The sequence below is a fragment of the Stenotrophomonas sp. GbtcB23 genome (assembly GCF_019091045.1).
Lineage (GTDB): Bacteria > Pseudomonadota > Gammaproteobacteria > Xanthomonadales > Xanthomonadaceae > Stenotrophomonas > Stenotrophomonas rhizophila_A.
On record NZ_JAGXKC010000034.1, the window covers coordinates 13520 to 35117 of the forward strand.

The 21598-nt window shown below is 65.0% G+C and carries 21 protein-coding genes; 7 read left to right on the forward strand and 14 right to left on the reverse strand.

Going from position 1 to position 21598, the window contains the following annotated elements; genetic code table 11:
• Window positions 1–6 precede the first annotated feature (6 nt).
• From KVS69_RS13930 to KVS69_RS13940, 3 genes are all read left to right on the forward strand, one after another.
• Entirely contained in the window at window positions 7–1788 is a 1782-nt protein-coding gene (locus tag KVS69_RS13930; RefSeq protein WP_068853786.1) for a glycoside hydrolase family 15 protein, read from the forward strand.
• Window positions 1785–3152, forward strand: a complete 1368-nt coding sequence (otsA, locus tag KVS69_RS13935; RefSeq protein WP_093533725.1) for an alpha,alpha-trehalose-phosphate synthase (UDP-forming) — start codon at window positions 1785–1787, stop codon at window positions 3150–3152. Before KVS69_RS13930 ends, otsA begins: the two co-directional genes overlap by 4 nt.
• Window positions 3153–3449: 297 nt before the next feature.
• Window positions 3450–4718 (forward strand): OmpA family protein, encoded by a 1269-nt coding sequence (locus KVS69_RS13940; protein WP_210130918.1) that lies wholly within the window; start codon window positions 3450–3452, stop codon window positions 4716–4718.
• Between the two features lie 19 nt (window positions 4719–4737).
• Here the strand turns inward: KVS69_RS13940 and KVS69_RS13945 are convergent, their stop codons facing one another.
• From KVS69_RS13945 to rluD, 3 genes are read right to left on the reverse strand one after another with little or no spacing between them, the layout of a single operon-like run.
• Window positions 4738–5145, reverse strand: coding sequence for a thiol-disulfide oxidoreductase DCC family protein (locus KVS69_RS13945; RefSeq protein WP_345776810.1), 408 nt, complete (start codon window positions 5143–5145; stop codon window positions 4738–4740).
• On the reverse strand, window positions 5142–5939 hold the full coding sequence (gene pgeF, locus KVS69_RS13950; protein ID WP_345776811.1) for a peptidoglycan editing factor PgeF: 798 nt from the start codon (window positions 5937–5939) through the stop codon (window positions 5142–5144). Before pgeF ends, KVS69_RS13945 begins: the two co-directional genes overlap by 4 nt.
• Window positions 5940–5950: 11 nt before the next feature.
• Window positions 5951–6946 carry a 23S rRNA pseudouridine(1911/1915/1917) synthase RluD gene (rluD, locus tag KVS69_RS13955; RefSeq protein WP_068853790.1) on the reverse strand — a complete coding sequence of 332 codons (996 nt, stop codon included), beginning with the start codon at window positions 6944–6946 and terminating at the stop codon, window positions 5951–5953.
• Window positions 6947–7062: 116 nt separating this feature from the next.
• Between rluD and KVS69_RS13960 the strand changes: the two genes are divergently transcribed.
• Entirely contained in the window at window positions 7063–7947 is an 885-nt protein-coding gene (locus KVS69_RS13960) for an outer membrane protein assembly factor BamD (protein ID WP_068853791.1), read from the forward strand.
• 69 nt (window positions 7948–8016) lie between these two features.
• Here KVS69_RS13960 and KVS69_RS13965 read toward each other — a convergent pair whose 3' ends face one another.
• The 4 genes from KVS69_RS13965 to sucC form a co-directional block, all read right to left on the reverse strand.
• Window positions 8017–8412: a hypothetical protein gene (locus KVS69_RS13965; RefSeq protein ID WP_217538592.1), complete on the reverse strand. Its 396-nt coding sequence runs from the start codon at window positions 8410–8412 to the stop codon at window positions 8017–8019.
• Between the two features lie 115 nt (window positions 8413–8527).
• Window positions 8528–10162 (reverse strand): NAD+ synthase, encoded by a 1635-nt coding sequence (locus KVS69_RS13970; protein ID WP_217538593.1) that lies wholly within the window; start codon window positions 10160–10162, stop codon window positions 8528–8530.
• Window positions 10163–10310: 148 nt separating this feature from the next.
• Window positions 10311–11186 carry a succinate--CoA ligase subunit alpha gene (gene sucD / locus KVS69_RS13975; RefSeq protein ID WP_093533719.1) on the reverse strand — a complete coding sequence of 292 codons (876 nt, stop codon included), beginning with the start codon at window positions 11184–11186 and terminating at the stop codon, window positions 10311–10313.
• A gap of 21 nt (window positions 11187–11207) precedes the next feature.
• A complete protein-coding gene (gene sucC / locus KVS69_RS13980; RefSeq protein WP_068853794.1) occupies window positions 11208–12377 on the reverse strand; it encodes an ADP-forming succinate--CoA ligase subunit beta in 1170 nt (389 codons plus the stop codon).
• 243 nt (window positions 12378–12620) lie between these two features.
• On the opposite strand from sucC, the gene KVS69_RS13985 reads away from it, so the two are divergent.
• From KVS69_RS13985 to KVS69_RS13995, 3 genes are all read left to right on the forward strand, one after another.
• On the forward strand, window positions 12621–14234 hold the full coding sequence (locus KVS69_RS13985) for a HAMP domain-containing sensor histidine kinase (RefSeq protein WP_184126716.1): 1614 nt from the start codon (window positions 12621–12623) through the stop codon (window positions 14232–14234).
• Window positions 14235–14298: 64 nt separating this feature from the next.
• On the forward strand, window positions 14299–15684 hold the full coding sequence (locus tag KVS69_RS13990) for a sigma-54 dependent transcriptional regulator (protein WP_068853796.1): 1386 nt from the start codon (window positions 14299–14301) through the stop codon (window positions 15682–15684).
• Between the two features lie 592 nt (window positions 15685–16276).
• Entirely contained in the window at window positions 16277–16825 is a 549-nt protein-coding gene (locus KVS69_RS13995; RefSeq protein ID WP_217538594.1) for a SymE family type I addiction module toxin, read from the forward strand.
• Between the two features lie 191 nt (window positions 16826–17016).
• Here the strand turns inward: KVS69_RS13995 and KVS69_RS14000 are convergent, their stop codons facing one another.
• From KVS69_RS14000 to KVS69_RS14030, 7 genes are all read right to left on the reverse strand, one after another.
• The gene (locus KVS69_RS14000) at window positions 17017–17718 is read right to left on the reverse strand and encodes a hypothetical protein (protein WP_167693304.1); all 702 of its coding nucleotides are present in this window, start codon (window positions 17716–17718) and stop codon (window positions 17017–17019) included.
• 524 nt (window positions 17719–18242) lie between these two features.
• Window positions 18243–18470: a hypothetical protein gene (locus tag KVS69_RS14005; protein WP_217538595.1), complete on the reverse strand. Its 228-nt coding sequence runs from the start codon at window positions 18468–18470 to the stop codon at window positions 18243–18245.
• Between the two features lie 226 nt (window positions 18471–18696).
• Window positions 18697–19026, reverse strand: coding sequence for a hypothetical protein (locus KVS69_RS14010; protein WP_217538596.1), 330 nt, complete (start codon window positions 19024–19026; stop codon window positions 18697–18699).
• Window positions 19019–19426, reverse strand: coding sequence for a hypothetical protein (locus tag KVS69_RS14015; protein ID WP_217538598.1), 408 nt, complete (start codon window positions 19424–19426; stop codon window positions 19019–19021). Before KVS69_RS14015 ends, KVS69_RS14010 begins: the two co-directional genes overlap by 8 nt.
• Before the next feature lie 196 nt (window positions 19427–19622).
• Window positions 19623–20099 carry a hypothetical protein gene (locus tag KVS69_RS14020; RefSeq protein WP_217538599.1) on the reverse strand — a complete coding sequence of 159 codons (477 nt, stop codon included), beginning with the start codon at window positions 20097–20099 and terminating at the stop codon, window positions 19623–19625.
• Window positions 20100–20485: 386 nt separating this feature from the next.
• The gene (locus KVS69_RS14025; RefSeq protein ID WP_217538600.1) at window positions 20486–20968 is read right to left on the reverse strand and encodes a hypothetical protein; all 483 of its coding nucleotides are present in this window, start codon (window positions 20966–20968) and stop codon (window positions 20486–20488) included.
• 210 nt (window positions 20969–21178) lie between these two features.
• Window positions 21179–21541: a hypothetical protein gene (locus KVS69_RS14030; protein ID WP_217538601.1), complete on the reverse strand. Its 363-nt coding sequence runs from the start codon at window positions 21539–21541 to the stop codon at window positions 21179–21181.
• Between the last annotated feature and the right edge of the window lie 57 nt (window positions 21542–21598).

Here is a 21598-nt window from a genome sequence, read left to right on the forward strand (position 1 = left end):
CCACCCATGACTGATTCCAACCTGGACCTTGGCGTGGTCGGCAACGGCAGCTTCGGCGCGTTGATCGACCGGCACGCCCGCGTCGTGTGGAGCTGCCTGCCCACCTTCGACGGCGACCCCACCTTCTGCGCACTGCTGCAGCCCAACCAGCAGGTCGGTGGCGATTTCGCCATTGAACTGGAAGACATGGTCAGCAGCGAACAGAGCTACCTGACCAACACCGCCATCCTGCGCACCGTACTGCACGACAAGCACGGCGGCTCGCTGGAAATCATCGACTTCGCCCCACGCTGGCGCCAGAACGATCGTTTCTACCGGCCGGTAAGCCTGATCCGCCAGGTGCGCCCGCTGGGCGGCAACCCGCGCATCATCGTGCGCGCCCGCCCGCTGGCGGACTGGGGCGCGCGCGTGCCCGAGGCCACCTGGGGCAGCAACCACATCCGCTGGGTGCTGCCCGACCACGTGCTGCGCCTGACCACCGACGTGCCGCTGCGCTTCGTGCGCGATGAGCTGCCGTTCGTGCTCAGCCACCCGGTGCACCTGGTGCTGGGCGTGGACGAATCGCTGAACCGCTCGCTCAGCGGCTATGTGCAGGAATCCTTCCAGCGCACGCGCGATTACTGGCGCGAATGGGTGCGCTATCTGTCCATTCCGCTGGAATGGCAGGACGCGGTGATCCGCAGTGCGATCACCCTGAAGCTGTGCCAGTACGAAGACAGTGGCGCCATCATCGCCGCCATGACCACCTCCATTCCCGAGGCGCCCGGCAGTATCCGCAACTGGGATTACCGCTACTGCTGGCTGCGCGATGCCGCCTTCGTGGTGCGCGCGCTGAATCGCCTCGGCGCCACCCGCACCATGGAACAGTTCCTGGGCTACATCTTCAATCTCGCCACCGGCGATGGCAGCCTGCAGCCGCTGTACGGCATCGGCTTCGAGGCCAAGCTGGAAGAAAGCGAAGTAGCCTCCCTCGATGGCTACCGTGGCATGGGCCCGGTACGGCGCGGCAACCTGGCCTGGGTGCAGCGCCAGCACGATGTGTACGGCAGCGTGGTGCTGGCGTCCACCCAGCTCTTCTTCGACCGCCGCCTGCAGGATCCCGGCGACGCCCACACCTTCGCGCGGCTGGAACCGCTGGGCGAACAGGCCTTCGCCCTGCACGACGTGCCCGACGCAGGCCTGTGGGAATTCCGCGGCCGCACCGAAGTACATACCTACACCAGCGCGATGTGCTGGGCCGCCTGCGACAGGCTGTGCAAGATCGCCGTGCGCCTGAAGCTGGACCACCGCGCCGAGTACTGGCGCGACCGCGCCAACACCATCCACGCGCGCATCCTGCGCGAGTCCTGGAGTGACGAGCTGGGCCACTTCACCGACACCTACGGCGGCCACCGCCTGGATGCCTCGCTGCTGCTGCTGGCCGACATCGGCTTCATTGCCGCCGATGATGCGCGTTTCGTCGCCACCGTCGAGGCCATCGGCCGTGACCTCAAGCACGGCAACGCGCTGTACCGCTACGTGGCGCCGGATGATTTCGGCGAGCCGGAAACCAGCTTCACCATCTGCACGTTCTGGTACATCGACGCATTGGCTGCCATCGGCCGCCTGGACGAAGCGCGCGAGATGTTCGAAATGCTGCTCGAGCGCCGCAACCACCTGGGTCTGCTCTCCGAAGACCTGGCCTTCGACAATGGCGAGGCCTGGGGCAACTTCCCGCAGACCTATTCGCACGTGGGCCTGGTCACCGCCGCCATGCGGCTCTCGCGCAGCTGGCAGGAGGCCTCATGAGCCGCCTTGTCGTGGTGTCCAACCGCGTGGCCGCGCCCGGCGTGGCCGCCCCGGGTGGGCTGGCGGTGGGACTGTTGGCCGCACTGAAGGAACGCGGTGGGCTGTGGTTCGGCTGGAGCGGCAAATCCGTACGCGATGACAGCGGCGAGCTGCACGAGCAGACCGAGGGTGACATCCGCTACGTCACCATGGACCTGAACAAGCGCGACGTCGACGGCTACTACAACGGCTTCGCCAACCGCACCCTGTGGCCGCTGCTGCACTTCCGGCTGGATCTGGTGGACTATGACCGCGCCACCCGCGAAACCTACCGCCGGGTCAACGCGCTGTTCGCCGAAAAGCTGGCGCCGCTGCTGCGCGAAGACGACATCGTGTGGATCCACGATTACCACCTGATCCCGCTGGCCTCGCTGCTGCGCGAACGTGGCATCGGCTGCCGCATCGGCTTCTTCCTGCACGTGCCGATGCCCTCGGCCGACCTGCTGCAGGCCATGCCCGACCACCTGCGGCTGTTCTCCAGCCTGTACGCCTACGACCTGGTCGGCTTCCAGACCCAGCGCGACGCCGATCGCTTCCAGTCCTACGTGCGCCTGTTCGCCGGCGGCAAGGTGCTGCCCGATGGCATGCTGGAAGCCCCCGGCGGTCGCCGTTTCCGCGCCGCCGCGTTCCCGATCGGCATCGATACCGCGCACATCGAACGCCAGGCCAAGGCCGGCGCCAACAAGCCGGCCGTGCGCGACCTGCGCAACAGCCTGCGCGACCGCCAGCTGGCGATCGGCGTGGACCGGCTGGACTACTCCAAGGGCCTGCCCGAACGCTTCCAGGGTTTCGAGCGCTACCTGCAGCGCCACCCCGACCAGCGTGGCAGCCTCACCTACCTGCAGATCGCCCCGGTATCGCGCGGCGATGTCACCGAGTACCGGCAGCTGCGCAGCCAGCTGGAACAGATCGCCGGCCACATCAACGGCGGCTTTGCCGAACCGGACTGGACCCCGCTGCGCTACGTGAACCAGAACTTCGCGCATGCCACCCTCACCGGCTTCTATCGCGCCGCCGCCGTCGGCCTGGTCACTCCGCTGCGCGATGGCATGAACCTGGTGGCCAAGGAGTACGTGGCCTCGCAGGACCCGGAAAACCCCGGTGTGCTGGTGCTGTCGCTGCTGGCCGGCGCGGCCGACGAAATGAAGCAGGCGTTGCTGGTGAATCCGCACGACCTGGATGGCGTGGCCGATGCCATCGCCACCGCCGCCACCATGCCGCTGCGCAAACGCGTGGAGCGTTGGCAGGCGATGATGGATCACCTGCGCACCCATGACATCAACCACTGGCGCCAGAGCTATCTGGAGGCACTGGAAAACGGCTGATTACGACATGTTGTCGGGCCAGAAATGTGTCGCTTCTGGCCTGAACTCGCACCCGCCATGCGCATCATCCGCTGTGATGCGCTCGTTTTAGGAGTGTGTCGTTTTCTGCACTTCCCGCGGTGGAAATCCCGATAAGCGAAGCGTGCCATTTCGATAGGCCTCCTAAATCGTCGGAAACTACGACCGATTCGCAACCTGCGGCGCGCGCAACTTTCATTTTTCGTTGACAGGCCGGTCCGACATTGACTCCCGCAACGCCCGTGCATGCCGCAGGGGCTGGAACCGGGAATCGGATTGATGTCACTGCTGGATCGCTTCATCGAAGACACCGCCCTGCACATGGGCCTTGGCCACCGCGCGCGCAACCTGGTGGACGTGCTGGTCGATTACATCCGCGGCCTGCCGGGCGGCATCCATGGCCTGCGCCGTCGTTTCGATGCCGTGGGCCTGGGCAGCCGTTTTCCCGGTGATGAACGGCCCTCGCGGCTGCTGGCCAGCCAGCTGGAATGCGTGATCGGCCGCGAAGAGCTGGCCGTGCTGGCGCGGCGGGCCGCCTTCCCTACCGGCATGTTCGCGGTGGTGGCTTCCGACCTGCTGCCGGGTCTGCTGGATGTCCTGGAGCAGGAAGCCCGCAGCGCGCAGGCGCCCCATCCCGTGAAGCAGGCGGCGCCGCGAAGCCCTACCCTGCGCCTGGTACGGGGCACCGCCGCGCGCGGGCTGCTGTGGGTGATGGTAGCCGGCGTGCTGCTGTGCCTGACCGGCTGGATCCACCAGAAGACCCGGCTGAGTACCGGTGCCGCGCCGACCTATGCCGACCAGCAGCACCCGCCCCGGCTGTCGCTGGTGAACAGCGGCGGCGTGATCGACGTACGCGGCCGCCTGCCAGGCGAGGCCGACCGCCGCCGCGTATGGAGCGCGCTGGTGGCCCAGTACGGCCAGGGCGGGGTCACCGGTGACATCCTGCGTGACCCACAGGCACAGGCCCCGCGCTGGCTGGACCGGCTGGTGACATTGGCCCCGGTGCTGCGCCATCCCGGGCTTTCGCTGTCATTTACCGGCGACGCGCTGCACGTGGACATGACCCGGCTGCCGGAAGGGGACCGGATCGCGGTGTCCAATACCCTGCGCCGCGCGTTTGGCCACCTGCAGGTGAGCGGGCTGTGGGACGCGGGCCGGATCGCGCTGGCGCAGCTGCCGGCCCAGCCCGAACCGCACGAACTGGTGGCGGCGTTGAACCAGGGCAAGGTCGGGTTCGAGCACAAGTCGCCGGTGCTGCGGGCCGATGGGCGCGACATGCTGCGGGCCAGTGCGCAGGCGATCCTGGCCGCCGGGCCCGGTGTGCGCCTCGAAGTGGGCGGGCATACCGACAGCCTGGGGGCTGCCGAAACCAACCTGCAGCTGAGCCAGCAGCGCGCGGATGTGGTGGTGGCAGAACTGCAGGCGTTGGGGGTGCCGGCCAGTGCGCTGGAGCCGCGCGGGTATGGCGAAGAACATCCGGTGGCCGACAACCGGTTGGAAAGTGGGCGGGACCGTAATCGGCGGATTGAATACAGCGTTCTTCAGTGACACGCGCGTCCGCGCGCCTTCAATCGAGAAAGCGCGCCGCCTGCGCCGGTGTGGGCAGGAAACACTGCTCATGCCGGCCAAACCACCGGTACCGGTTACGCGCCAGCGCGCGATACGCACGATCGCGCCACCCACGCGGCACCACCCGCAGCACGTGCGCGGCCTTCCACGCCCCACCCAACCCGGCGAGCACCCGCACGATGGCATCGGTATCGCTCCATGCGCGACCCTGTTTCACCAGCAGGAACGACAACGGGTCATCCGGATCCAGCCCGTGCTGCTGCAGCAACGCGCGCCCATGCGCCCCCTGCATCGCCGCGAACCGGTAGCGCCCCCGCTGATCAAACCGCAGCAGGAACCGCACCCAGCGGCTGCAAAGCGCGCAAACGCCATCAAACACGATCACCGCACCGGCATCGGGGCTCACGGCGCCATCCACGCCAACGTCGCCATCCGCCCGGTCCGTCGATCCCTCCGATGCGAATAGAACCGCTCCGGCTCGGCAATCGTGCTCAGCTGCCCACCACTGATCCCGCCCGGGTCCACCCCGGCCGCCACCAGCCGCCGCCGCGCCAGCGCGTACAGATCCACCTTCCAATGCCCCGGGCGGGTGGCCACGAAGGCTTCCGCCGCCCCCGCATCCAGATCCACGAACGCCGCGAACACGTCCGCACCAATCTCGTACTCGGCCGGCCCGGCGGCCGGCCCCAGCCACGCCTGCAACCCGCCCGGCGGTGTACGCATCGCCGCCACCGTGGCTTCCAGCATGCCGTCGGCCAAGCCACGCCAACCGGCATGGGCGGCCGCGATCTCGCGGCCATCGCGCGCGGCCAGTACGACCGGCAGGCAGTCGGCGGTCAGGATCGCCAGCACCACCCCGGGCACCGAGGTCACCGCCGCATCGGCGGTGGGTTCGGCGTCAATGCCGCCCTCCACGGGTGGCGCATCAAACCGCAGCACCCCCGTGCCATGCACCTGGCGCAGCCAGTGGGGTCCCGAGGGCAGGCCCAGCCCGGCCTGCAGCAGCGCGCGGTTGCGCGCCACCTGGTCCGGGTCGTCGCCGTCGGCGGCGGTGCGGTTGCCCATGTTGAACTGGTCGAATGGCGCCTTCGAGCCGCCTGCGCCGTGGCGCAGGGTGGTCAGCGCATGCACCCCGGGCGCGGCCGCCCAGTCGGCGGCCAGCACCGGCAGCAGCGCGGCGTGCGGCGAATCAGAGGCCACGGGCGCAGCCATCAGCGGCGACCGCGTTCCAGCTCGGTGAACCGCTTGGTGTCTTCACGCAGCGCGTCCAGCAGCGCCACCATGTCGGCCGGCAGCGGCGCGCTGTTGCGGATCGGCTCACCGGTGATCGGGTGGGCGAACTCCAGCGTTTCAGCATGCAGCGCCTGGCGCTTGAAGCCGCGAAGCTGCGCGACCAGCTCGTCGGTGGCGCCCTTGGGCAGCTTCAGCGCCCCGCCGTACAGCGAATCGCCCACGATGGCGTGCTTGAGGTGCGCCATGTGCACGCGGATCTGGTGGGTACGCCCGGTTTCCAGGCGGCACTCCAGCGCGGTGTGGGCGCGGAAGCGCTCACGCAGGCGGTAATGGGTCACCGCGTCCTTGCCGTCCTCGCGCACCGCCATGCGGATGCGGTCGCGCGGGTGGCGGTCGATCGGCGCATCGGCGGTACCGCCGGAGACCAGCGCGCCCACCACCACCGCCAGGTACTGGCGGTGCACGTTGCGCGCGGCCAGCTGCTCCACCAGCGCGGTCTGCGCCTGGATCGTGCGGGCCACCACCATCACCCCGCTGGTGTCCTTGTCCAGGCGGTGCACGATGCCCGCGCGCGGCAGCACCGACAGGCCCGGGTCGCGGAACAGCAGCGCGTTGACCAAGGTGCCGGTGGGGTTGCCCGCACCGGGGTGGACCACCAGGCCGACCGGCTTGTTGATCACATAAACGTGTTCATCCTCGTACAGGATGTCCAGCGGGATGTCCTCGGGCTCGGCGTGGGTCTGGGTGTCGAGCACGACATGCAGGCTGGCCACCTCGCCGCCGCGGACCGGGTCGCGCCCGCGCACGGGTTCGCCGTCCAGCAGCACGTCCCCGGACTTGATCCACTCGCTCAGCTTGGAGCGGGAGAATTCGGGGAACAGGTCGGCCAGCACGGCGTCAAAGCGCCGCCCGGCGGCGGTATCGGGCACGACGGCCTGACGGGTGGATTCGGTTTCAGAAGCGTTATCGGACATGGGGAGCACACCGCAGGAAGACAAATTGGGGGTCCCGGCGACCAGTTTCAGTCGCAGGACAGGCCACTAGGCTATCATCGACCCTTCGTATTCCAGCCGCGTCCCGCCCTGACCCCATGATCCGACGCTCTTCCCTGCTGTCCGCGCCCGTCCGCACCGCGGCCCTGATGCTGGTCCTGGCCCTCGTTTCCACCGGCTGCCACCGTGGCGCCAAGGGTGACAACCCGGAAGAAGGCCAGCCTGTCGAAACGATCTACGACAAGAGCCACGGCCTGATGCAGAAGGGCAACTGGAGTGGCGCCGAAGCCACCTTCCGCCGCCTGATCGCCCAGTACCCGTACGGCCCGTACACCGAGCAGGCGATGATCGAAACCGCCTACGCCCAGTACAAGGCCGGCAAGCACGATGACGCGGTGTCGAGCATCGACCGCTTCATCCGCACCTACCCGACCCACCGCAACATCGCGTACATGTACTACCTGCGTGGCCTGGCCAACAGCAACCGCAACACGGTGTTCCTGCGCCGCGTGTGGTCGCTGGACCCGAGCCGCCGCGACCTGTCCACCCCGCGCCAGGCCTACGCCGACTTCAACATCGTGGTCGAGCGTTACCCCAACAGCCGCTACGCTGCCGATGCACGCAGCCGCATGCTGGAGCTGCGCGACGTGTTCGCCCAGCATGAGCTGGACAATGCGCTGTACTACCTGCGCCGCGAGGCCTACGTCTCCGCCGCCGGCCGCGCCAACTACCTGCTGGATACCTACCCGCAGAGCGCGTTCCAGTACGACGCCGTGGCCGCCCTGGGCGAGGCCTACACCCACCTGGGCAACAAGACCCTGGCCGACGACGCCCGCCGCGTGCTGGAGCTGAACCAGCCCGAGCACCCGTGGCTGCAGGGCAACTGGCCGAAGTACCCCTGGATGATCCGCAAGCTGAACCCGTTCGCCGGCGAGAAGTCCGCCAGCACCGGCCAGCGCAACGCCACGATGAATCGCCGCTGATACCAGCGCGGTGCTGAAACAGAGAAAGGGTCCCTTGCGGGACCCTTTTTTGTTTTCGGGGTTGGGCGGTTAGAGCCCAGCTACGCCGCGGGTCGGCACCGGGGTTATCCGGCCATGGCAATCCTTCTCCGTGGACCAGGCACTGAGCGTCACCCGGGGTATCGACGGCGCGGAGGATGCGCCGTGGTAGTCGCGCGCAGGGAGCGAGGGCTTCAGGATCGAACGCGGGCCCGCCTGCAGCGAAGGAAGCTGCGTGGGCATCACCTGGAATCGCCCGCGCTGTTCAACGGGCAGGCTTTCCTGGCGCCGGTTGAAGAGCGAGGTGATGTGCGTAGTGCCGGCCGGTGCCTGCCTGAGGCAGGCACCCATGTCGTCGTCCACGGGCCGCACGACGGCCGGTGCCTGCAGCGGCGGATGGTTACGGACCTGGCACGGCTCCGGCCGTGCGGCGAATGCCGTCGTCACCACGTTACGTGGGACCTCGGCCGGACGCGTGCAGGGGGTAAACAGATCATGGGGCAGCTCCTGGGGGAATCGCCCAGCATCACCCGCCCGCCCTGCCCGCGCTTCCGCGTTTCGCTCAGCCCTTGTAGCCGTTGCTGATCGGGTAGCGGCGTTCGCGGCCGAATGCGCGGCGCGACACCTTCGGGCCGGGTGCGGCCTGGTGGCGCTTCCACTCGCTGGTGCGTACCAGCCGCAGCACGCGGTCCACCACCTCGGCGGCGTAACCGGCGGCCACGATCTCCTCGCGCGACTGCTCCTGGTCCACGTAGCGGTACAGGATGCCGTCCAGCACGTCGTAGGCCGGCAGCGAGTCCTGGTCGGTCTGGTTGGCACGCAGCTCGGCCGACGGCGGCCGCGCGATCACTGCCGGCGGGATCACCGGCGCGCCGCCCACGGTGTTGCGCCACTTGGACAGGCCGAACACCTCGGTCTTGTACAGGTCCTTCAGCGGCGCGTAGCCACCGCACATGTCGCCGTAGATGGTGGCGTAGCCCACCGCGTATTCGCTCTTGTTGCCGGTGGTGAGCAGCAGCCCGCCGAACTTGTTCGACAGCGCCATCAGGATCACCCCGCGCGCGCGCGACTGCAGGTTCTCCTCGGTCACATCCGCCGGCTGGCCCTCGAACATCGGGCCGAGCGCGGTCATCAGGCCTTCGAACACCGGCTCGATCGATACTGCTTCGAGCTTCACGCCCAGCGCGCGGCACTGCTCGGCGGCAAGGTCGTTGGACATGTCGGCGGTATAGCGCGAGGGCAGCCGTACCGCAGTGACATTGTCCGCGCCCAGCGCATCCACCGCCATCGCCAGCACCAGCGCCGAATCGATGCCGCCGGACAGCCCCAACCACACCTTCTTGAAGCCGTTCTTGCCGCAGTAGTCGCGGATGCCGCGGGTGACCGCGCGCCATGCCAGCGCATCCATGCTCTCGTCGCCGTCGTCCATCCACTCACGCGGCAGGAAGCGGCGGCTTTCGGCGTCGTAGTCCACCACCAGCCACTGGTCGGTGAAAGCTGCTGCGGCCGGGTGCACGGTGCCATCGCCATCGGCCACGACCGAGGCGCCATCGAAAGTCAGCGCATCCTGCCCGCCGACCATGTTGACGTACAGAAGGGCCGCCCCGGTTTCGCGGGTGCGCTCGGCCAGCAGCGCGTCGCGCTGGGCGTGCTTGCCGCGTTCGTATGGGGACGCATTGGGGATCACCACCAGTTCGGCGCCGCTGCGCACGGTATCGGCCAGCGGTTCGGGGAACCACAGGTCTTCGCAGATGAGCACGCCCACCGGTACGCCCTTCAGCTCGAACACGCAGCTGCCGCCATCGGGGTCGATGTCGAAATAACGGCGTTCGTCGAACACCGCATAATTGGGCAGTTCGCGCTTGCGGTAGGTGTGCAGCACCTCGCCGTCGCGCAGCACGCTGGCGGCGTTGTAGACCACTGCCCCGGTGGCCTCGGGCCAGCCAACCACCGCGGTGATGCCGTGCGTGGATTCGGCGATCCGGCCCATGGCCACCTGGCAGTCATACAGGAAACGCGGGCGCAGCAGCAGGTCTTCGGGCGGGTAGCCGCTGATGGCCAGCTCCGGGAACACCACCAGCTCGGCGCCGAACTCATCGCGCGCCTCGGCGATCATCGCGATGATGTTGTCGGTGTTCTGCGCGACCGCGCCCACCGGAAAATCGAACTGGGCCATCGCGATGCGGATCGACGTCATGGGGTGAAGCCTGTGGTTGCGATGGCCCATTGTAGCGCTGGTGGTTCGGCGGACTGCAAAAGCAGAAAAGCCGCCCCTTGGGGCGGCTTTTCTTTTGCCGACTAACAGTCGGCGCTACGCGTTGTCAGCCGCGTTGCGGCTGGCGCGCTTATTTGACCAGCTTGGCGATGGCAGCGCCCAGGTCGCCCGGCGAGCGGACGGTGACCACACCGGCAGCTTCCATGGCGGCGAACTTGCCTTCAGCGGTGCCCTTGCCGCCCGATGCGATCGCACCGGCGTGGCCCATGCGCTTGCCGGCCGGAGCCGAAGCGCCCGCGATGAAGCCGACGACCGGCTTCTTCACGTGGTTCTTGATGTACTCCGCACCGGCTTCCTCGGCGTCGCCGCCGATTTCGCCGACCATGATGATGCCTTCGGTCTGCGGGTCTTCGTTGAACAGCTTGAGGCAGTCAACGAAGTTCAGGCCGTTGATCGGGTCGCCACCGATACCGATGCAGGTCGACTGGCCCAAGCCCACTTCCGTGGTCTGCTTGACCGCTTCATAGGTCAGGGTGCCCGAACGCGACACGATGCCGATCTTGCCCGGCTTGTGGATGTGGCCCGGCATGATGCCGATCTTGCACTCGCCCGGGGTGATCACGCCGGGGCAGTTCGGCCCGATCAGCACGGTGTCCGGATGCGAACGGGTCAGCACGTTCTTCACGCGCAGCATGTCCAGCACCGGAATGCCTTCGGTGATGCACACGATGACCTTGATGCCGGCAGCCGCAGCTTCCAGGATCGCGTCAGCCGCGTACGGCGGCGGCACGTAGATCACCGAAGCGTTGGCGCCAGTGGCCTGCACGGCGTCGGCAACGGTGTTGAAGACCGGCAGGTCGATGTGGGTCGTGCCGCCCTTGCCCGGGGTCACGCCGCCAACAACCTGGGTGCCGTACTCGATCATCTGAGTGGCGTGGAAGGTACCCTGCTGGCCGGTGAAGCCCTGCACGATCACCTTGGTGTTCTTATTGATCAAAACAGACATTGTTATTCCTTCGGTGTCGGATCAGGCGGCGTTCTTGACAGCTTCAACGACCTTCTTGGCACCGTCGTTGATGTTGTCGGCCGGGATGATGGCCATGCCGCTGTCGCGCAGCAGCTGCTTGCCTTCTTCCACGTTGGTGCCTTCCAGGCGCACCACGACCGGAACCTTGACGCCCACTTCCTTCACAGCGGCGATGATGCCTTCGGCAATCATGTCGCAGCGGACGATGCCGCCGAAGATGTTGACGAAGATGCCTTCGACCTTGTCCGAAGACAGGATCAGCTTGAACGCTTCAATGACGCGCTGCTTGTTCGCACCGCCGCCCACGTCCAGGAAGTTCGCCGGCTCGCCGCCGTTGAGCTTGATGACGTCCATGGTGGCCATGGCCAGGCCGGCGCCGTTGACCATGCAGCCGATGTTGCCGTCCATGGTGACGTAGTTGATGTCCAGCTCCGAAGCGGTCACTTCGGTTTCGTCTTCCTGGGTCTTGTCGCGCATGGCGACCAGGGCCTTCTGACGGAACGCGGCGTTGTCGTCGCTGTCGAACTTGCCATCCAGCGCGTACAGGTTGCCGTCGTCCAGGATGGCCAGCGGGTTGATTTCAACCAGCGCCAGGTCCTTTTCGTTGAACAGCTTGTACAGGTTCACCATGATGCTGGCGAACTGGCCGGCCTGCTTGGCGGTCAGGCCGAGCTTGAAGCCGAAATCGCGGCCGTGGTAACCCTGCACGCCTTCAACGAAATCAACGTTGAGCGAGTGGATCAGCTCCGGGGTTTCAGCAGCGACCTGCTCGATCTCCACGCCGCCTTCCGAAGAAGCGATGTAGGTGATGGTCTTGGTGCCACGGTCAACCAGCACTGACAGGTACAGCTCCTTGACGATCTCACCGGCGGTGGTCACCAGCACCAGGTTGACCGGCAGTTCAACGCCAGCGGTCTGGTAGGTGGCCATCTTGGTGCCGAGCATCTTGGCCGCAGCGGCCTTGACGTCATCGGTGGTCTTGCAGAACTTGACGCCGCCAGCCTTGCCGCGACCGCCCGCATGGATCTGCGCCTTCACCATCCAGGGGCCCTGGCCCAGGGAGTTGGCAGCTGCGACGGCTTCATCGGGGGTTGCCGCGACCTTGCCGGCCGGGACGGGAATGCCGTACTCGGCAAGCAGCTGTTTTGACTGGTATTCGTGGAAATTCATGCGTCACCGTGGGAATAGGAACGACCGCACGCACGGACCGCGGCGGGCCCACTATTGTGGACGACCCGGCGGCGCGGCGCAAAGAAACCGGGGCCCGGGCGTGAAGAGGGGGAGATTTCCACCTTCATTCAGGCAGTTGCGCCCGGGCCGCCCCGCCGGGCATGGGTCGGGAATGGTCAAAATGCGCGGCTCGGGGCCCAAACCTATGCCTATACTGGGCCCAGCCAGAAGGGGAGTTCCGGCGTGTCACCCAGTGCTTCATTGATCGACCGCATCGAGTCCATGCCGAAGCGGGAGCTGTACTTTTTCGCCCTCTACCGGGTCCTGATCGCAGCGGTCATCGCCGCCCTGCTGTTCAGCCCGTTGAGTGCGATGGTGGGCGAATCCACCCACCCGCAGCTGGCCGCGGTGGTCAGCGGCAGCTACCTGGCGCTGTCGCTGCTGATCCTGGTGGCCGGCCGCAACGACCGCTGGCTGCGCCCGATCGTGGTGGGCAGCGTGCTCATCGACATCGTCGCCACCGTGCTGCTGGCCCACGCCCTGCCCGGCGCCAGCGCCGGCCTGTCCATGGCCCTGCTGTTCAACATCGCCGCTGCGGCCACCCTGCTGCCGTTGTCGCTGGGCCTGAGCCTGGCCCTCACCGCCAGCGCCGCCACCGCCGGCGAATACGTCTGGAACCTGCTTGAGAACGGCGAGCCCAACCGCACCCTGGCCGAACTGGCCATGTTCATCACCAGCTTCCTGGCCCTGGCCTTCGTCAGCTACCAGGTGGGCAACCGCGCCCGCCGCAACCAGCAGCTGGCCAACCAGCGCGGCGCCGAAGTGGCCAACCTGTTCGAGATCAACGAACTGATCATCCGCCGCATGCGCACCGGCGTGCTGGTGGTCGATGGCGCCAACCGCATCACCCTGGCCAATGAGGCCGCCGCCACCCTGATCGGCGACAACGACGGCAACAGCGGCAGCGGCCTGCTGGAACTGGGCAGCGCCGCGCCCGACCTGAGCCGCCGCCTGCAGCGCTGGCGAAATGGCTGGACCAACGAAGAAACCCCACTGCAGCTGTCGCCCGACCAGCCCGAAGTGCAGCCGCGCTTTGCCCGCCTGCTGGCCGGCAGCGATCTAACCCTCGTGTTCCTGGACGATTCCACCGTGGTCTCGCGCCGCGCCGAATCGCTCACCCTCTCGGCCATGGGCCGGTTTTCTGCCAGCCTGGCCCATGAGATCCGCAACCCGCTGGCAGCCATCAACTACGCCGCCCAGCTGCTGGAAGAATCCACCGCCATCGGCGATACCGACCGCCGCCTGCTGCAGATCATCCACCAGCAGTGCCAGCGCACCAACGGCATCGTGGAAAGCGTACTGGGCCTGGCCCGGCGCGAGCGGGCCAACCCGGAAAACCTGGACCTGGCCGCCTTCGTGCGCCGCTTCGTGCTGGAGTACAAGCAGAGCCTCACGCTGGAAACCGACAGCATCGAGCCGATCATCAGCGAGTCTTCCGTGCATGGGCTGGTGGACCCGCGCCACCTGCACCAGATCCTCACCGTGCTGGTGCACAACGCCTTGAAGTATGGCCGCACCGGCCAGGACCCGGCCCGCGTACGCCTGCGTGTGGCCCGCCAGGACCGCAATGCGGTGATCGACGTGATGGACCGGGGCCCGGGCATTCCCGAATCGGTTGCCAGCCAGCTGTTCCGCCCGTTCTACACCACCTCCGAACACGGCACCGGGCTGGGCCTGTATATCGCCCGTGAGCTGTGCAAGGGCAACCAGGCAAGCCTGGAGTACGTCTCGGTGCCCGCCGGCGGTGCCTGCTTCCGGTTGGTACTGCCCGGGCCGCACACCATGCGGCCGCAATGACGCGCTACCCTGCAGGCGTCAATAGTTTGTCGTTTTCAACCGCACTCGGCTATCTTTCCCCCATATGAACGAAAACCGCAGCGCCCTCGTCGTTGACGACGAACGCGACATCCGCGAACTGCTGGTACTGACCCTGGGCCGCATGGGCCTGCGCATCAGCACCGCGGCCAACCTTGCCGAAGCGCGCGAGCTGCTGGCCAGCAACCCCTACGACCTGTGCATCACCGACATGCGGCTGCCCGACGGCAACGGCATCGAGCTGGTCACTGAAATCGCCCAGCACTACCCGCGCACCCCGGTGGCGATGATCACCGCGTTCGGCAGCATGGACCTGGCGGTGGAAGCGTTGAAGGCCGGCGCGTTTGATTTCGTCAGCAAGCCGGTGGACATCTCGGTGCTGCGCGGGCTGGTCAAGCATGCGCTGGAACTCAACAACACCGAACGCCCTGCCCCGCCGCCGCTGACCAGCGACACCACCGCACGCCTGCTGGGCGAATCGGCGGCGATGGATGGCCTGCGCGCCACCATCACCAAGGTCGCCCGCAGCCAGGCGCCGGTGTACATCCTGGGCGAATCGGGCGTGGGCAAGGAGCTGGTGGCCCGCACCATCCACGGCCAGAGCGCACGTGCGGCCGGCCCGTTCGTGCCGGTGAACTGCGGCGCCATTCCATCGGAACTGATGGAAAGCGAGTTCTTCGGGCACAAGAAGGGCAGCTTCAGCGGCGCCCATGCCGACAAGCCGGGCCTGTTCCAGGCCGCGCATGGCGGCACCCTGTTCCTGGACGAAGTGGCCGAATTGCCGCTTCAGATGCAGGTGAAGCTGCTGCGCGCGATCCAGGAAAAGTCGATCCGCCCGGTGGGCGCGGCCACCGAAGTGCCGGTGGATGTGCGCATTCTTTCTGCCACCCACAAGGATCTGGGCGACCTGGTGGAAGATGGGCGATTCCGCCACGATCTGTATTACCGCATCAACGTGATCGAACTGCGTGTGCCGCCGCTGCGCGAGCGCCGTAGCGATCTGCCGCAGCTGGCGGCTTCGATCCTGGCCCGGTTGGCGCGTACGCATGGGCGTCCCACTCCGCTGCTGGCGCCGTCGGCGCTGGAAGCGATGGGCACGTATCACTTCCCGGGCAACGTGCGCGAACTGGAGAACATCCTGGAGCGTGCATTGGCGCTGGCCGAGGGTGACACCATCGGGGCGAGTGATCTCCGGTTGCCGCAGCAGGGTGTGCCGCGGCATGGTGGAGCTCCCGTGGCGGCGCATGAAGAAGCGGTGGTGGATCTGCCGGCGGGGAGCGGCGCGCTGCCTTCGTATATCGAGCAGATGGAACGCACCGCGATCCAGAAGGCGCTGGAAGAGAACCGCTGGAACAAGACGCGGACGGCCGCGCAGTTGGGCATTACGTTCCGCGCGTTGCGGTACAAACTGAAAAAGCTGGGAATGGACTAAACCCGGAATCGGGTTGAATCCAACGTCGCGGCAATGAAAATGAAACCGTAGAGCCACGCCCTGCGTGGCTGCAATGCAGATCGACGCCCGGCACCCCAACGATCCACGGGCAACGCGTCGCCGGACACCGCGATGGACACGCATGGCGTGTCACTACCGATTACCTCCACGCCCGCCATCTCGCTGGACACGCCCGGCATGTCGCAACAGGCACAAACCCGCGTAGCGACACGCCATGCGTGTCCCAGGTAACGCCAGATACCCTGTCGCCAGCACCCCAACAAAACCGCACCGCCGTCGCACTACCGCCCCCACCCGGGCCGCTAGCGACAACCAGTTGGCAACGCCTATCAAACCCGGCAAAACCAACAGGCAGAATCGATTGGCTACGGTTCCCACCACGGCGCATGGTGGGGACGGAGAGTCGAATCTCCTAGATCAATCAAAATTATGGACGTCCCATGTCGGGAGGGAGGCTAATACAAGACCCCTCAACCGGGGAAATACGCCCGCCGTTCGATTGATCACGGATTCGACCCTCCCGGCTCCCTTGCCCTACCGGCAAGGGAGGTTTTCCCCCTGGAGGCTCCCCATGCGCCCGCCACGCAACACTCCCCTCTTCCCAGAACTCCTGCTGCCCACGGCAGACCGCCCGCGCCACTACACCGTGCGCGCACACACGTACGCCTGGATGGATACCTTCAACGGCGGCACAGTCCCCTGCCTGTCGATACATGGCCGATGGCTGGAGAGCGCCGGTTTCAAAGTTGGCGCAAGCGTAAGCATCGAAGCAACCCAGGGCCAACTGATCGTGACCCTGATCGAGTTCCCCGAAGAAGCGCGCCGAAGCACTTCCACCGCCTTCGAGAGACATGTCGCCAAGCTGGGCCGCACCACCCCGGACAGCCGAATCATCGTCGAGCACCCCGGCTGGCTGGTGCGCGAACTCATCCTCGCCCCGATGGGCGCCTCCACCTTGGACTTTGCCCACGCCATCGGCGTATCGCAGGACTTCGCTGAGTGCTTTCTCGCCGGCGACCAGGACGTGGACATCGATCTAGCCCAACGTCTCGGCCCCTTCTGCCGCACCTCGCAGGGTTTGTGGCTTGACCTTCAGCACAAGCACCGATCAATGCGCTGACCGCGTCGCAGCCGTAGAGCCACGCCCTGCGTGGCTGAAGCGACTAAAGTGACGCCGCGCAGTACACGCCCCTCCCTTGACGTATTGCTCCAGCGATAGGTGTTGCCCTACTACCAAGTGCGACACCTCCTTCACATGTATGCGCGCCCCCCTGAGGTTCTCAGGATCCAGCTGCCCTGCTCCCCATGCCCCTACCGAATCCAGTGTTCGGTTGCGCCCGCGGAAAGGAGGTCAGATCGAACCGCATTAGCATTGATCCGCATTCCAAGCATCTCTACCCCACGGCACAGCCAGTCAGCGATGTTGGCTCTGACCTCCTGGCTGCGAGCGGATGCGGACGCCTCCGACCTTAAGCATTCCCATAGAACCGCCGAAATGAATCCCACCGCTGCGTGGTCCCCCAAGGCATCGGGCAAGTCATCGAACTTCTCCCTGAGCGATTCATCCCATTCGCTTTCGATGGCACGGCACGAATCAAGCATCGTCAGTCTCTCTACCTGCGCCACCAGCGAGAAACGTAACCCGGCATCCAAGACACCAGACGGATCCGCCTCGAACCCAGACCCGACCTCTCTCTGGATAAACGTCATTAACGCCCAACGATCGTCACTGGAAAGATCCCCACAGCCAAGCATCTGACCAACCAGCCAGTTAAGCTTCTCAGCATCCGCGCCCCGAAGTACCGATCGGGCAAGGCCAAGAAACTGGTTAAACGTCCCCTCCCTTCTCTCCGCTGACAGGTCGAGGTAAAAATAGTTGGAGTTCGCGCCGAAGATTCGCTTCGTTGCACCTCTAGCGGCAGCCTTTATCTCTGCAAGCACAGGCCCGCTCTCATCCCAGATACCGAGGCGACCCAGCCAGCAGCAGAACCAGTCTGTGGACAGCAGAAACACCACGTAATCCAAGCTTTGTTCTCGCGCCGTCATTCAGCACCCCCGCGGCATCGAGGGCAACCCTCGATAAGCAGCTCTCATTGCCCCAAATGGAAGATAGCAGTTTTTACTGATCGCTTCAGAGATCTTGTTTCTCAATCGATTCTGCCATCCCTTGATCTGTTCACCGTGCCCGCCCCAATACCCAAGGCACCCTGGCCCTTACGCAGGATTTGGGGCGAATCTGGCGAGATTGTACATATTGCACTTTTCCACAAGCATCTCTTCGCTTCGCCGGTTCATTTCATGCATTGCCTGTCTGATTTCCGCAACGATTCGTGCACAGCGATCATCGCAGTTGCATTACTCCCCGGAGCTAAGGTCAGATTGTAGGTAGCGCTGCAGCAGCGGCCAAACAGCCATTCCAGTCACCACAGCGGCACTGTACGCGCTCCACAGGACCCCAGCACCGTACCGGACACACGCACGAACCGCTGCATCATTGCTCCCCATGAGGCCTCTTCCCGTCCAGACCGCAAGGCGCCTCAACCACGCCGAATTAGCGTGAAATCAACACTGGGAACCGGAAAATGCACCAAGCCCATCTCCGATGATTTCACCAGGGCACCTTGCACAAGGTGACCCCAATGCTCCTTTGGGTAATCAGGGGTGTATCTCCCGTTATCAAACACCGCGACAACCGATCCGGTCATCCCCCCGCCCAGATCCACCCGATCATGAAGCAGCACCTCAGTTCCGTCTTCGTACTTCACTGCTACTCCTCGGGAGCTTGATGATCACGCCCCCTCACGTTGGAAGGCAAGGTCAACGCTTCTTCCAGAGAACGGTCTCGTCGCCGAGCCCAAGGTCGGGGCTACCTGCCAGCGTTAGGATCCTGAACTTTCCCGCGCTCATAGATTGAGCACAACGCCCGCAAGAACGCGATCAATCCCTTCCATTCATTCCCCGGACTTGATTTTTCCACATCCGGATACACGATCATTGCCCCTGTCCGTGTTGCACAATCTCAATAATACCCAAGACGGCCATCATCAACAGCAGGGCAACGACTACGCCCCACAGGCACATCTGCACAAGCGCAGCGATTGTCGCCGGCCTGCGCAAGGAACCAGTCCTGATCGCCAGCACGCACCCGTAGAAGGTGTCCTGCATATCGCCGATGTCTCTGGACGCCAATAGGCGCAACTTGGCGAGAACTTCCTCGCCCGCGGTCTTATCCGCAACTCGACGCGCAAGAATCACCGCGCACGTCCGACTGATTGCGGTGGCCACGCCGATGTAGAAGAGATAAAACACGAGCTTATCCATGATCATCGCCACCAACCCGACCGGCCAGGTCGCCTACGCGTACCGATTCGGAATCAACCTCGCAGCGCGTTGCAATACTAATCATTTTCAGACTAAGCGTAGCATCCGGGTCAAATTGTTCGAGGAAGGCCGCGTCCATGGGAACACTGACATCCAAACTCTCGTTGGGGAAAACGGCCAGAACGCCCCTCCACTGGTCGGTACTACCCAGCGTAATGATCGGCTCCCAACCTTCCAGAGCGGAGCGCAGCACGGAGAAGTAGAAGGCGTTCGGGTGCAGATATGGCAAGCGCGCAGTCTCTATAGGCTCAGAGAGCGCGTAGTACACCGGAACACTTCCCTGATTGGTCAACCTGAATACCCCTTCCCGCCCCTCCGCCGCGCTTTCGACCCAAAGCATTCGTAGCTGCATGGGCGGACACTCGCAACCTGGGCCTGCATAAGCCGAATCGCTCGACACCGAGCCAGAAAGGAACGCGGCAATCCAAAGTGCGACGGACAATCTGTACATAGCCGGCTAACCCCCTAAAGCTTCCATTGGCCTGCAACCGGCAGGTCGCGTTCTCATTTCCCATCCAAGGCCGCGCTCGAACCTGTCAAGGTTGAGACCCGCCGTCCATTCCGTCCCACCAGAAATCACAGTACAAGGCCTCGATCAGCACCCGCCGCCCAGAGCCAGACTCGACTGCGCGAACAATGGCGTAATCAATATACCCGTAGTGAGTCCGGTCGAAGAAGTCCACGAACTCAAGCTTGGGAATATCGACAGCTGCAACCCGCTCGTCCTCGCTCCAGTAGTTATTTCCATCTGACCCGGCACGGGCAAACTGGACAGGCACTTCCCGGTGCAGGGGCTTTGGCTTCACGATAAGGCCACCAATGGCGGAGTGCCCGTATTGATCTGCAGCGGCACTCCCCTCGAGCACGATGCTGCGCAGCAGCTCTCGCTCGATCTGGAGGAAAGAATCCTCCACCGCCATGTCCAGGACACCTTCGCCAGGCATCAGGTAGGAATTCCAGATATGCCGGCTTGCTTCCTTGAATCTCTGCATCTGACCCGTTACGTCTTTCATCCCCGCATCCCTTCAGAAGCCCATCTGCCCATTTCCGCGTATCCCAGACTTCGAATTGGCACGCACGCCCGAGGGAAGCATACGACTTCCAGAGCGAGGAAGCCGATCGGGCCGCGGTGTGGGCGTGGGGCGAGTCACTGCGGGACCGAAGGCATGCCGTCCTCCTCCGCTGGACGGCCCCACGGCCTGCCGTTGGGAACGCCTCAAGTTTCGCGACGCTCCGCCTGCGCCTGGCATCGCGATGGACATACTTGGCGTGTCGCAACAGGCGAAAACCCGCGTAGCGATACGCCATGCGTGTCCACGTGACGCCAGCCCCCCGCTGTCGCCAACACCCCAACAAAACCGCACCGCCGTCGCACTGCCGCTCCCACCCGGGCCCCTATCTATAACCTGGCACTTCCGCCCTCGGCTCGAACAAACTCCTGGGCAGCCTCATTCCCAGCAGCAGCGGCAGCCTGAACCAGGCTCATCCCTTTCAAGATATCGGCGGGAACGCCGACCCCATGTACCAACGAGAGTCCGTACTCATACTGAGCGGGTGGGTAGCCTTGACGAGCTGCGGCCGCAAAATTCTCTGCAGCCGACTCCTTGTCCAATGGCGCCATGTCACCAAACAAGTGATACATGCCTTGCATGAATAGTGCAGGCGCGTATCCCGATTCCGCCGCCACTCTTACAGAATCGACATGACGTGCGTGGAACTCCTCTTCACCCTCGCCCGGCTGACTCGACATGGCCGATAGGTAAAGCGCCTCAGCAAGACCTGACTCCACAAGAGGCGCGAGCAGGACCCTCACGCCATCCCAGTCATCCGCGCTGACGAGGCGGTCGTACTCGGTCGTTACTGCAGTTGGAAGATTAGCCATGCGGGATTATCTCATCACTCCGTGGGAACCTGCAGCGACATAGGACGTGACAGGTTGAACTCGCGCCGAGCTTCTGCTTTGAGTACTCATCTACCATCCGCTTCGGCTGGATCTCCGGCTGCAGCCCCCCCTCTGCAAACACCAATAGTAGCAAGGCCATTTCGGCACTCGGGAACCCGGGCATGAGCCCCAACCATCGCAGCACCCTCTTCATCCAGCCAGCTCGATCTCTCTGGCGACGAGAAATCGGCTTGCGGCGTCCCTGACCTGCTCCCAAGACGGATGAAAGAGTTCACTTGCATCATTCCCTGCAAACGCGGCTTCCGACAGGGCCGCCGCAGCTCCCACCAGACGTGCAATTCTCTGTTTCAGCGTCTCCGACACTCCACTCCAGTGCAGCAGTGACTCTCCAACCAAAAGCTCCTGCCTGAGCTCCCATGCGGCAGCGAAATGACCGTTGGACTGCTGCAATGCTAGGTCGGGGCCAGCCGCAGCGATTCTGGCCGAGTCTGCGAAGTAGAAGAGGCAACTCTTCATTGAATCCTCAAGATCCTCCTCAGATACGCCTTCCATCGTCATTCTCCTGTTCTCACTCGGAGTGGACCGAGCAAGCATTTCCAGACCTCTCGG